Raw genomic sequence first — 12,455 nt, forward strand, 5'->3', positions numbered from 1 at the left:
CCGTACGCGCGCCGGCGCCGGCCACCGCCCGAGCCGCGCGCGTGAGCCCCGGTCGGCCGATGCGGGGCGGACAACGCAGGTCAGGGCAGCGCGGGTTGGGCCTGGGTGGGGTGACGCGGGAGGACAACGCGGCCCCGGGCCAGCCGGGTTGGGCCGGGCGGGGTTGGGCCGTTCCGGCCCGAGGCCGACGGCCGGGCGGCTCGGCATCAAGGGATTCCTCCGATGCTCGCGGCACCGACCCGGGATCACTCTGTTGGCCACCCCGGAGGGCGCAGACGCGGCTCCCCCGACCTCCGCACTCCGGGGACGTGAAGGGTCCCGTGCTCCCCCACGGGACGCGCATCCGTACCGGCCTACCCCTCCGGTTCGCCCCCATGAAGGGATTTCCGTGCGAAATCTTCCCAACAGGTCCAAGTGGGCCTGCGTTGCCGCGGCCTCGGTCACGGCCGTCGTCGCTCTCGGCGGCCTCAGCGCCCTGCCCGCTCAGGCCACTCCCGCCGCGCAGCCCGGACCGTCCGTGTCTCCGCAGGTCCTCGAGGCCATGCAGCGCGATCTCCACCTCTCCCCCGGACAGGCCCGCGACCGGATCGCCGACGAAGCGGCGGCCGGCAAGGCGGCCACCCTCATCCGGGGCCGGGTCGGCGACCGCGTGGCGGGCATGTGGTTCGACTCCTCCACGGGACGCCTGAACGCGGCCGTCTCCACCGCGGCGGACGCCGCGCTGGTGAGGGACGCGGGCGCCGTCGCCCTGCAGGCCCGCTACAGCCGGGCCGAACTGGCCGCCACCGCCCGGACCGTGACGCGCGACATCGGATCCGGGGTCGCGGGTGTGGTGTCCTGGGGTCCCGACGTCCGGAACAACCGGATCGACGTCACGGTGGACCGGACGGCGCGCAACGCCTCCACGGACGCCTTCGTGGCCCGCCTCGCCGCCCTGGGCGGCATCGTGCACGTCACGGAGTCCGCCGGCAGCCCGCGGCAGCAGGCCGACGTGACCGGTGGCGAGAAGTGGGTGCCGGGCAGCGAGAGCCCGTGCTCCATCGGGTTCGCCGCCACCCGGGTCACCGGGGGCGCCAAGACCTTCCTGACGGCCGGTCACTGCACCAACGACGTCAACCAGGCCGCCTACGGCAAGGACGGGACCCGCGTGGGCACGTCCAACAAGGACGGGCAGAGCAGCATCAACGCCCGCGAGGGCGACATGGGCGTCGTCGACGTGGACCAGTCGGGGTGGAACCTCTCCCCGTACGTCGCGGGCGACTCGACCCACACCGCCATCGCCGTCACCGGCTCGGCCGACGCCGTGGTCGGCACCGCGATCTGCCGCTCCGGGCAGACCACGGGCATGCGGTGCGGCGAGGTCACCAAGGTCAACCAGAGCGTGGACTACGGAAACGTGGTCATCGACGGCCTGTCGTACTCCAACGCCTGCTCCGCGGGCGGCGATTCGGGCGGCGCGTACATCACCGCGACCGGCGGCAAGGCCGTCGGCCTGCACTCCGGCGGCGGCAGTGCCACCTGCACCTCGGGCAGCGGTGAGAAGTTCACCATCTTCCAGCCCGTGGTCGAGGCCCTGACACGCTTCAAGCTGGCCCTGGTCGTCACCACCCCACAGCCCGGCAACGTCACCGTCGCCGCGGTCTCGGCCCAGAACGGCGTCATCGGCGCCCGGATACCCGAGCTGCGCAACAGCGCCGAAGGCGGCACGGCCCCCTACGCCTGGTCCGCGACGGGCCTGCCCGCCGGGCTGGCCATCGACTCCTCCACCGGCACCATCACGGGCACCCCCACCACGGCCGGAACCTCCAACGTGACCGTCACCGCCACCGACAACACCGGCAAGACCGGCTCCACCTCCTTCTCGTGGACGATCACGACCGCGGGTACGGCCCTGTCCGTGACCAACCCCGGCAGCCAGAGCTCCGCCGTCGGCGCCGCGGCCAACCTGACCGTCAAGGCCACGGGCGGCACCGCGCCCTACTCCTGGTCCGCGACGGGCCTGCCCGCCGGCCTGAGCATCGGCTCCGCGACCGGCACCATCACGGGCACCGCCACCACGGCCGGAACCTCCAACGTGACCGTCACGGCCACCGACAACGCGGGCAAGACCGCGTCCGCCGCGTTCTCCTGGACCGTCAGCACCGTCACGGGCACCAGCCCGGTCCTGACGAACCCGGGCAACCAGGTCGTCTACATCGGCAAGCCCGTCACCCTCTCCCTCCAGGCCACCGGCGGCACCAAGCCGTACGCCTTCAAGGCCACGGGCCTGCCGGCCGGCCTGAGCATCAACGCCGCCACGGGTGTCATCACCGGCTCGCCCACCACCTGGGGCTTCGGGAGCAGCACCCTCACGGTCACCGACGCCGCGGGGAAGTCCTCCTCGGTCAACGTGAGCTGGAACGTGTACTTCTAGTCCCCCTGATCCGTCGGTCGATCTGATCCGTCGGTCGACCTGATCCGCCGGTCGACCTGATCGGATACCACCGCCCCCACACCCCCGGAGGCAGTGGGCACCGCCCGGCGGGGCCCTGGCCAACACCCTGGCCCGGGCCCCGCCTCGGCGCGTGCCCGTCCTGGCCCCCGCCCGGGGTCAGAGCCAGGCGGGCCGGTCCGTCCCCCAGCGGGAGGGGCCCCGCTCCCATCCGCGGCCCCCGAGCGGCGAAGCCGCGTACCGCAGCGGCCCGTATCCCGATGCGGTCTCGCGCAGCCACGGTTCCGGGGCGTACCCCGGTACGGCGGCGCCGGCCTGCGAGACCTCGCGGACCAGCCACGACGCCGTCCCCGCCAGGGAGAACCGCAGGGCCTGCCCACCGCCCTCCGCGAGGGCCCGTAGGACTCCGGCGGCCGCCAGGTACCCCGTCCCGTGGTCCAGTGCCTGCGCCGGCAGCACCCCGGGGGCGCGCTCGTCCCCGCAGGCCGCGGAGATCCCGTACCCCGCCTGCACGAGCGAGTCGAAGCCCCTGCGGCCCGCCCACGGGCCCCGCGGGCCCCACGCGCACAGCTCGGCCACCACCAGCCCCGGCCGCCGCGCCAGCAGTTCCGCCGTGCCCAGTCCGTACCGCTCCAGTGCGCCCGGCCGGTATCCCGTGACCACCACGTCCGCTCCGGCGAGCAGCCCGTCGAACACCGTCCGGTCCCCCGCCTCCCCCAGGTCGAGGAGCGCGGAGCGCTTCCCGAATCCGGTGTCCGCGTAGGCGTCGTCCGACTCCGGGAGCCCCGGGGAGTCGATCCGCAGGACGTCCGCCCCGAGCAGTCCGAGCGTCCTGGTGGCCACCGGCCCCGCGATGACCCGGGTCAGGTCGAGCACCCGTACTCCCGCGAGCGGCCGTCCGGTGCCCGCCGCGACCGCCCCGAGGGACCGCCCGCGCGCGCCCGACTCCGTGCGTTCCACGAGGGGTTGCGGCGCGCCGTACCCGTCGGCGAGCACGGCCACCGCCAGCCCGCCGGCCGCGTAGACCTCCTCCTGGACGTCCACGGCCGGGCGTCGGGCGATCGCCGCGGCCACGCCCTCCCGGGTCCCGGCCGCCAGGACGCGTACCAGCGCGGTCTCGTGGTGCGGGTAGTTGGCGTGCGTCCGCACCCATCCGTCGGCGGCCCGCCAGAAGCCGGACAGCGGCGCGAAGGTGACGGCCGGCCGGCCGTCCACGAGCAGGTGGCGCTCGCTGACGAACGCCGTGGCCACGGCCCCTTCGTCGACCATGATCGTGGCCACGTCGTCCGCACTCCCCCCGGCCCGTACGACGGCCAGCTCGGCGGCGGCCAGCGCGCACACGCCGACCGTGGCCCGCGCGAGTTCCCGTACGGGCAGCGGCCCGTCATCCAGCCCGCTCGGCCCCCGGTAGCCGACCCGCCCGGCCAGCTCCTCGGGGCCGCCCAACGCGGCCCATGCCTGTCCGGTCCCACCGTCACTACGCGTCATGCGCCCATCCTGCACGCCGCGCCCCGGCCCTCGCGGCGCGGGGCGGGCCCCCGATCGGGCGATGTAGCGCGCCAGGGCGTCTCGAATTCCCTCGTACGGCGTTACACGACCCGGAACATGAACATCGCCTCGGCTGCCTCGTCTTCCGTCGCGGCGCAGCCGGCGCGGGCGGGGCCGGGGGCGGCCGGTGGCCCGTACGAGGGAGCACGATGACCGACCCGACCGCGGTGGACACCTGGCGTGGAAGGCTTGCCGCACCTTGCCGTGACGTGTGCGAGGCGCCCGCGTTCTCGCTCACCGTTTTCGCGGTGATCCTCTTCAACGCCGCGCTCCTGGGGGCCGAGACGTACAGCGGCCTGTCCGCCGAGTACAGCGGCCTCCTTTCGGCGACCGAGCGCCTCTGCGTGCTCGCCTTCACCTTGGAGATGCTGATCCGTCTGGGCGCGCACGCGGACCGGCCGAAAGCTTTCTTCCGAGACCCCTGGAACGTCTTCGACTTGCTGGTCGTCTCCTCGGCCTTCATCCCGTTCCTCCGGGAGAACACCACGCTCCTGCGGCTGCTGCGGCTGGCGCGGGTCCTGCGGACCGCCCGGTTCATGCCCCAGCTGCGGGTCCTGCTGGTCGCGGTGGGCCGCAGTCTGCCCGGTACCGTCAGCTTCCTGTTCGTGGGCGCGCTGATCGTCTACGTGTACGCGATGATCGGCTGGATCTGCTTCGCCGACCACGACCCGCAGCACTACGGGTCCATCGGCCGGGCCGCACTGACCCTGTTCCTGCTGATGACGCTCGAGGGACTCGGGGACGCCGTCCACGCGGGGCTGGCCATCTCCCCGCTGAGCCTCCTCTACTACGCCTCCTACGTGCTCTTCGGCTCCTTCGTGCTGGTCAACGTCCTGATCGGCGTGGTCCTCAACGCCCTCGAGGAGGCACGGGAGATGGAGGACGAGGCCGAGAAGGAGGAGAAGCGGGCCGCGCTCCTGGCGTCGCAGTCGCCGCCGGACGCGGCCGACGAGCTCCTGCTGCGGATCGCGGCGGTGCGCAGCGCGCTCGACGACATGGAGGCACAGCTCGACACCGTGCACGCCACGTCGGCGGCGGTGGCCGCGGCCTCCTCCGCGCCGGCCCACGCTTCGGCGGGCGCGCGCTAGGGTCTGTCGTCAAACTCCCGTCGTCGCCCGAAGGGTGGCCTCGGAGTTTGACGACAGGCCCTAGGACCGGGCGTTCCCGCCGGACCCGTCCGACCCATCGGGAACGCCTCCGGCCGGTCGGGCACCGCCCGGCCGGAGGTCCGCCGGCCAGGCGTGCCCCGGGTGCTACCGAGCGGCGCCGCCCCGCGGGGGCACGACGGCGTTGCGGCGGGCGTCGAGGAGTTCGGCGAACTCGGCGAGGGTGACGTCGCGGAGTTCCTCCTCGTCGACCTTGATGTCCAGCTTCTCGTGCAGGGCCATGGCCATCTCCACCACCATGAGCGAGTCGGTCAGCAGATCCTCCATCCGGGCGCCTGCGTGCACGTCCACGGCAGAGGATTCCACCATCGGGATGAGGATTTCGCTGATCAGATCGACCATCGATTCGGTCGATTCGGGGGTGGAAACGTTCACGACGGCTCCTGTTTGCGATATTGCGGGCATTGCGCCAAGGTTGCGCCGACGACCGGCGGGAAAAGGAGAATACTCGTGTCGGAAAGCGTGACCGATGTAACGGGGACGGGGGTGGGGGCCGCCGAGTTCCGTTACGCGAAGGAACGGCTCGGTGAGGCCGGGGAGGGCGCCTGGGACCGGCTGCTCGACTGGCTGATGGAGGACTACTTCCGCCTCGAGGTCTCCGGTGGGGGGAACATCCCGGAAGATGGACCGGCCATGATCGTAGCCAACCATTCGGGGGCCTGGGGGCTCGATGCGTTCGTCCTCGTCAAAGCGCTCACCCGTATTCTTAACCGCCCCCTGAACGTTCCGGCCGCATCTCTGACTTTTCGATTTCCGGTGATCGGCCCGTACGCCCGGAAAATGGGTGCCTTTCCGCTCGATCCGACGCTCGGGCTGGAACATCTGAACGCCGGGGAACTCGTGGGGGTGTTTCCGGAAGGAATCTCCGGCCTGGAGAAGTCCTTCCGCAGCCGGTACCGGCTGCGCCCGTTCAGTCCCGGGTTCGCGGCGACCGCCGTCCAGGCCGGAGCGCCCGTCGTCCCGGTGTCCGTGATCGGCGCCGAGGAGACGTACCCCAAGTTCGGTGACCTCCCCGTCCTGGCCCGCCTGTTCGACCTCCCCTACTTCCCGCTCACCACGATCCTCCCGCTGCCGGCGAAGTGGCTCATCACCGTGGGCGATCCGATCCCCGCACCACCCCGGCCGGAGTCCTACTCCGCACGCAGGGCCGCGGCCCGCCGGCTGTGCGACGAGGCGCAGGAGGCCGTGCAGTCCCTGGTGGACAGGGAGCGCGGCAGGCGCGAGACGCCCTTCTGGTAGCCGGGCGGCGACCGCGCGCCGCCCGGTCCCGGGCCTCAGTCCGCCAGCCGGGTCGCCGCCCTCCGTACCCCGTCGGCCGCCCGCGCGCAGCGTCCCGCGTGGTCGAGCAGGACCATGCGGAAGTTCTCCCCCGCCTCGTCCCGGTCCCAGCCCTCGGCCTCGGCGCAGGCCGCGAGGCTCTCCGCGTGCGCCGCCAGCCGGTCCGCGCTGGTCTGCGCCAGGGCCCCGTAGGACGCGGGTGTGCAGCCGCGTACCGGGACCGGCAGTGCCGCGGGCCTTCCGACCGTCACCCGGCCGTCTCCCCGGCCTCCCGGGAGTTCCCGGAGCGAGACGAGCAGGGAGCGCGCCTCGAGCGTACCCGGCAGCCGGTCGGCGACGAGCCGCGGCGAGACCACGAAGGGCCGGGCGACCGCGGTGATCGCACGGACGAGCTCCTCGGCGACGAGCACCCCGAGCCGGGTCGCCGCGCACGCGCCGGGCGCGCCGCAGAGCGCCGAAGGCCAGACGCCCGGCCCGGCGCCGCCCTTCGGCGCGGGGAGCCAGCCCGGCGCGCACAGGATCTCCGTACCGGCGCCGATCTCGAGGCCCTCCCAGAGGAACGGCGTCCCTACCCGGTGCACGGCGGCGGCCACCGGGGGGTAGTGGCTCAGCGCCCGGGCCACGGCTTCCTCGGGGGAGGCCGCCGGTTCCACCGTGTGCAGGGCCAGGGCCTGCAGGGTCGTGGTGGTGGCTGCCTCCGACACCAGGGCGAGCGCGTGGGCCACCGCCGCGGCCACGGTGTCCGCGCAGGCTCCCGCCGCGACCATCCGGCCGACCAGGGAGTCCGGGTCCGGGCTCTCCAGGTAGCGGGCCGTCCTGCGCCGGAGGGCGGCCTCCAGGTCCGCGCGGGCGCCTCGGCCGTCCGCTGCGGCGGCGCGGGTGACGATCTCGCTCAGCAGGGTGTCCTCGGCGGCCGCCTCGCCCGCCACCAGGCGGCGGCTCAGCCCTGCCATCGCCCGGCTCCAGGCCTCCCACTCCAAGGTGCCGTCCCCGCGCCGGCCCTCGACGGCCTCGTCCACGTGCCGGGCGACGAGCGCGGGCAGTTCGCCTCCGGGTGCGACGGTCTCCCGGGCCAGTGCCGTGTGCGGGGACAGCCCGTACCGCTGCCCGGCGGACGTGAGCCCGACCGCGGGCTCCAACGCCCGCTCCTCGTCCGCCCGGACGAGGAGGGACTCGGACGCGGCGGGGGTCAGCGGTACGAGGAAGTTCCCGAAGGGCGTCCGCACCCGGACCGGGCGCCCGGAGCGGGTGCGCCGCAGGTGTTCCAGCAGGGCGCGCCGCACCCCTTCACGGGTCAGGGCCTCCAGGCCGAGCGCACGGGCCGCGGCGTCCGTCCAGGGCAGCCGCTGGGCGACCATGGCCGCGCTGAACACGGCGTTCTCCAGGGCCCAGGCCGTCTCGGGGGCGCGCGGTGCGGTCCTCGCCGTGGAGTCGCCGCCGTCGTGGTCAGAGGTCATCTCGGGCTCTCCCTGGGTCACTTGTCGCGCAGCATGTAGGGCTGGTTGCCGACGATCCGGCCGTCGTAGGCGCCGATCAGCGCGTTGACCTTCTCCCGGTGGTGCGCCATGGGGCCGCGCAGGGTGTCCGAGTAGGCCTGCGGAGCGTGCGACAGCGGGTAGTCGTACGACTCGTCCAGCCAGGCCAGTTCGAGCCAGCCGGCGGGGATGTCGTTGGGCGAGGCGGGGCCGCGGCCGTCGATCATCGGGATCACGTCGTGGTTGTTGACGAGGCTGATCACCTGGGTGGTGTGGTCCGCGGGCCGTTTGCCGTCGATGGGCGAGCCCACCGCGATCACGTGCGTGAGCTGGTAGCGGGAGGAGAACTCCACGTCCGCGGCGAGGTTCATCGCGGTCATACCGCCCAGACTGTGTCCGACGATCATGAGCTCCGATCCGGTCGGCACCCCGGCCCGCAGCAGGAGCTTGCGCGCGGCGCGCGTGTACGTCGTATCGGTGCGCAGCAACCCGTCGAACGCTCCGACCAGGTCCTGCGGGGTGCTGTTGCTCAGCAGGGCGAAGCTCGTTCCGGGCAGCAGCAGGACGTGCCGTACGGCTCCGTCGGCGCACTCGACGCGACGTAGCAGCACCAGCCCGTGGTTGCCCAGGGCGCCGATGTCGTTGACGTAGCTGACGATGTCGTTGGCGGACGTGGCCAGCACCTTCGCCAGGATGGAGTCCGCGTCCGCCCGTTCGGCCCGGCCGGGGCCCGGGTTGAGGTACTTCAGCAGGGTGCTCGGCAGTCCGAGGAACGGATCGGTGGTCGGCACTCCGCCGGCCAGCGTCACCCAGGAGAAATCGTCGTTGACCGGGTTCTCGTCGAGCAGGCCCAGCAGTGCGGACAGTTCCATGACCACGGGGCTCATCGTGGTCAGGGCCCGGGTGACCCCCAAACGCTCGACGAGCGCGTGCATGGCGCGCAGTGCCTCCAACCTGTTCCCGGCCACCATGGCGTCGGTCAGCCGCCTGGCGAGCGGCGAGTCCAGATTGGGGTGGTCGGAGGCGATCGCCCTGATCCGCAGGGCGAAGGCGTCCACGGCCATGGCCACGGCGGCCGGCCTGCGGTACGTCAAGTTCCCGGCGATCCGGGCCAGTTCTCCGGCCAGTCCACCGTTGGCCCCGAATCCGAGCCCCGCCGGGCTGGTCAGCGCACGCGCGCACGACACCGCCGTACCGAGTGCCCAGGCGGGGCGGCGCAGCGCCTCCAGCCCCAGCCGCCAGCTGCTGAGCGCGCCCGTCAGCTCGGCGGCCGCCTGCTTCGCCGTGAGGGCGGCGTCCGCCAACAGCACCGAGGCTGCGAGCAGCAGTTCCGGATCCGTGCGGGGCGGCCCCTGCCCGGCGGCCGGTTCCGTCCGGGCCACCGCTGTCTCGGCGACCCCTCCGGCCCCTGCCGGGTTCGCAACTCCGGACGCGTCCGCGACCCCGGCGGGGTCCGCGGGCGCCTCCGCGGACCTGCGCCCTGCGGGCGTCGAGCGAGCCGCCGTGCCCACCGCTTGAGCGGTCACGTTCCCACCTCCCGTGCCTACGCAACGGATTCGCCTGGTTCCGTTGCCCGAACGGGCATGCTGGCACCGTGCGCGGCCCGTTCCGCGCGGCGATCCCCCGCCGCTGCGCGGCCCGCACCCGTGTCGTGGACGCAATGGACCGCCGGATGCCCGTGGGGACCGTGGCCCTCGGGGCATCCGGCGGCGTGGCGGCACCCCCCGGGCCGCCGCCCATTCGGTGATCACCAAGGGATGAGCCCGGCACTCACGCGTTGACGCGAGCGCGGATCAACCCCGTACGGACCACCGGGTCTCGTCTCCCGTCAGAGCGGCCGGGAGGGCTGGTCGCGCCAGAAGCCGCATTGGTGCTCGGCCGCGAACGCCCGGTCGATCCGGTCGCCCGCGGGCGCCAGCGTCAGTACCGTGCCGGCCGGTCCGGTCGCCGGCCAGGGGGTCTGACCCGCGACGGCGGGAACACCGTGGCGTGCAAAGGCACCCCAGTAGCGCTTCATCCGGGTCGCCAGGGCGACTTGGACGGGGGTCAGGGGCCGCTCGCCCATGGTGAAGTCGTGCAGGTAGGCGAGTTCGGCGCTGTGCGCGTTCGACTCGTCCAGGCCGGGGACCTGCGCGCCCGCCAGGGTCGGCGAGTCGGGATCGTCGAACTCGTAGGTGAAGGTGGGCACTTGTCGGGCGAACGACTGGGCCGTCCAGGCGGTTTCGCAGGCGAACGTCGAATCGGTCATGACCGCCGACAGCGCCAGGTACGGGGATCCGTGCGCGGCGACCGGGTAGCGGGCGAGGACCTCGGGCCCGGCCGCGCCGTAGCCCGCCAGGACCTGTTGCGCGTACTGCTCGGCCGTCAGGCCGGGCTGGGTCAGCGCGACGAAGAAGCGCGCCTCGGAACGAGTGCTCCCGATCAGGACGGGGACCTTGTTCCAGGACCCGGCCGAGATCGCGGCGGCCGGATCCCGCGGCAGCAGCCCGTCGCCCGACGCGGGGCCCGAAGTGGGCCGCGTACGGGCCGCGTCCACCAGCGACGGCCCGGAAGCGGCTCGCAGGCACGCCACGACGACGGCCGGATCCGGGCAACCCGCGCTCGCGGCGAAGGCCCGCGCCTCGGACTCGGCCCGCGCGCGGTCGGGGGTGCGCAGCAGCGTGCACGGCCCGCTCTGCAGCACGGCCCGGTGGAACAGGCCGGCCGCCGACGGGGCGGCCAGCAGTCCGCAGACCGAACCGCTGCCCGCGGACTGGCCGGAGACGGTGACGTTGCCCGGATCCCCGCCGAAGGCCGCGATGTTCTCCCTCGTCCAGCGCAGCGCCTGGATCTGGTCCATCAGACCGAAGGAGCCGGAGCGCAGCGGGTTCTCCCGGCCCAGTTCGGGCAGGCCCAGGTAACCCAGCTGGCCCAGACGGTAGTTGATGCTGATCACGACGGAGCCGGTGAGCTCCGCCATCGTGCGTCCGCCGAACTGGGTGCCGGTGCCCTGGCTGTACGCGCCCCCGTGCATCCAGAGGATCACCGGCAGCCGGGACCCGGCGCGGGCGCGGCCGGGCCGGTACACGTCCAGGTACAGGCAGTCCTCGCTCACGGCCGAGGGATCGCTCAACCCGAACGGCGAGAACTGCAGGCAGGCCGGGGCCTGTTCGACGGCTTCGCGCACTCCGTTCCAGCGCCGGGGCGGCTGCGGGGCGCGCAGCCGGTTCTCCCCGACCGGGGCGGCGGCGTAGGGCACGCCGAGGAACTCCTGCGCGCCGTCGTGGGCGCGGCCGCGCAGCGCGCCCTGCGCGACGGAGACCACCGGGCGGGGCGAGCCGTCCGGTGGGCCGCCGGGAACTGCGCCGAGGCCGGGTGAGGCAGCCGCCGGGAGCGCGGCGGCGATCAACGCGGTGAGGCCGAGTACCGTGCCGAGTAAGGGCCTTGACGTGGAAAGCCGGGCGATCCGGTTCGAGAGCCGTTGCATCCGTACTCCTGGGTTCGGGACGATCCGGGGGCGGGACGGGGCGCGCGACGCCCGCCCCGCCTCCGGAAGGCCGGCTGGTGCGGTCGATGGGACCTGCCCCGGGGCGAGACCTGACCTACGGACGAGGCCCGGCGCCCGGGGGCAGGACCCGGCCTACGGGCGGAGTCCGGCGAGCAGGGCCGCGGTGACGGCGAAGTCGACCGGTCCGGTGTTCCAGTCGGCGTTCATCGGGCTGACGGCGATCTTCCCGGCGCTCACCGCTTCCACGTCGCTGCCCCGGGCCGGAGTCTTCAGGTCCACCTTCACGCCGACCTTCCACGTGCCGTCGCCGGCGTCGGTGAAGTCGGCCTTCAGGAGCGCCTGCGCGTCCTGGAAGGTGGTGGCCACCCCGGCCGGAGTCCCCTTGCCGTCGGCGCCTACGACGGGGTGGTTGACGTTGAGGCCGACACCCTGGGGCAGCAGCGGGCCGGAGCGGGCCCGCGAGCGCAGCCGGTCGATCAGCTTGACCGCGAAGTCGAGCGTCGGACCCATCGCGTTGATCGTGGTCACGGGGTCGGGAGCGGCGACGCCGCCGGTGCTCAGGGCGATGGCGGGGACGCCGGCGTCCAGGGCGGCGACGGCGCCGCCGACCGTGCCGGAGTGGCTGGCGAGCGCGGCGACGTTCGGGCCGAAGTTGGTGCCCGACACGACGAGATCGGGCGCCCGCCCTTCGAACACCTCGGCGAGCCCAAAGTTCACCGAGTCACCGGGGGATCCGTCGACCGCCCACACCTTCGGCTCGGGGTGGCGGACGGCGATGGACGGGGCGTTGGACGTCTTCGTACCGGCGCCGCTCTGGTTGGTCAGAGGGGCCACGATGGTGACGTCGTGCCCGGCGGCGGTCAGCCGCGCGAAGGCCAGGCGGATGCCGGGCGCGTTGTAGCCGTCGTCGTTGGTGAGCAGGATCCGCAGCGGGCCCGCGGGCACCGGTGCGGGCGCCGGCCCGCCCTGCGGCTCGGCCGCGGCGGCGGGCACCGTACCGGCGAGGGCCGGCGCGCAGAGCAGCAGGGCGGCCAACGGCAGAACTCGCTTGCGTTGCACGGAACGCTCCC

Annotated in this window: 9 protein-coding genes; 3 read left to right on the forward strand and 6 right to left on the reverse strand. The window is 73.7% G+C overall.

Features of this window, described 5'->3' with window-relative positions; translation table 11 throughout:
• Positions 1-388: 388 nt before the first annotated feature.
• The gene (locus ACFVX6_RS39335) at positions 389-2,413 is read left to right on the forward strand and encodes a putative Ig domain-containing protein (protein WP_389699392.1); all 2,025 of its coding nucleotides are present in this window, start codon (positions 389-391) and stop codon (positions 2,411-2,413) included.
• Between the two features lie 177 nt (positions 2,414-2,590).
• On the opposite strand, the gene ACFVX6_RS39340 is transcribed toward ACFVX6_RS39335, so the two are convergent.
• A complete protein-coding gene (locus ACFVX6_RS39340; protein ID WP_389699393.1) occupies positions 2,591-3,919 on the reverse strand; it encodes a CoA transferase in 1,329 nt (442 codons plus the stop codon).
• A 209-nt stretch (positions 3,920-4,128) separates the two neighbouring features.
• Between ACFVX6_RS39340 and ACFVX6_RS39345 the strand changes: the two genes are divergently transcribed.
• Positions 4,129-5,067 (forward strand): ion transporter, encoded by a 939-nt coding sequence (locus ACFVX6_RS39345; RefSeq protein WP_389699394.1) that lies wholly within the window; start codon positions 4,129-4,131, stop codon positions 5,065-5,067.
• Positions 5,068-5,232: 165 nt separating this feature from the next.
• Here ACFVX6_RS39345 and ACFVX6_RS39350 read toward each other — a convergent pair whose 3' ends face one another.
• Positions 5,233-5,520 (reverse strand): acyl carrier protein, encoded by a 288-nt coding sequence (locus tag ACFVX6_RS39350; protein WP_389699395.1) that lies wholly within the window; start codon positions 5,518-5,520, stop codon positions 5,233-5,235.
• Between the two features lie 75 nt (positions 5,521-5,595).
• On the opposite strand from ACFVX6_RS39350, the gene ACFVX6_RS39355 reads away from it, so the two are divergent.
• Entirely contained in the window at positions 5,596-6,384 is a 789-nt protein-coding gene (locus tag ACFVX6_RS39355) for a lysophospholipid acyltransferase family protein (RefSeq protein ID WP_389699396.1), read from the forward strand.
• Between the two features lie 35 nt (positions 6,385-6,419).
• On the opposite strand, the gene ACFVX6_RS39360 is transcribed toward ACFVX6_RS39355, so the two are convergent.
• The 4 genes from ACFVX6_RS39360 to surE all read right to left on the reverse strand — a co-directional run.
• Entirely contained in the window at positions 6,420-7,880 is a 1,461-nt protein-coding gene (locus tag ACFVX6_RS39360; protein WP_389699397.1) for a hypothetical protein, read from the reverse strand.
• Between the two features lie 17 nt (positions 7,881-7,897).
• Complete coding sequence (locus tag ACFVX6_RS39365; RefSeq protein ID WP_389699398.1) at positions 7,898-9,424, reverse strand: hypothetical protein; 1,527 nt, start codon at positions 9,422-9,424, stop codon at positions 7,898-7,900.
• 302 nt (positions 9,425-9,726) lie between these two features.
• Entirely contained in the window at positions 9,727-11,364 is a 1,638-nt protein-coding gene (locus ACFVX6_RS39370) for a carboxylesterase/lipase family protein (RefSeq protein WP_389699399.1), read from the reverse strand.
• 153 nt (positions 11,365-11,517) lie between these two features.
• Positions 11,518-12,455, reverse strand: a 938-nt coding sequence (gene surE, locus ACFVX6_RS39375; protein WP_389699400.1) for a 5'/3'-nucleotidase SurE, incomplete at its 5' end; no start/stop codon positions are given.

The organism is Streptomyces sp. NPDC058289 (assembly GCF_042880975.1).
GTDB classification, from domain to species: Bacteria; Actinomycetota; Actinomycetes; order Streptomycetales; family Streptomycetaceae; genus Streptomyces; species Streptomyces stoeckheimensis.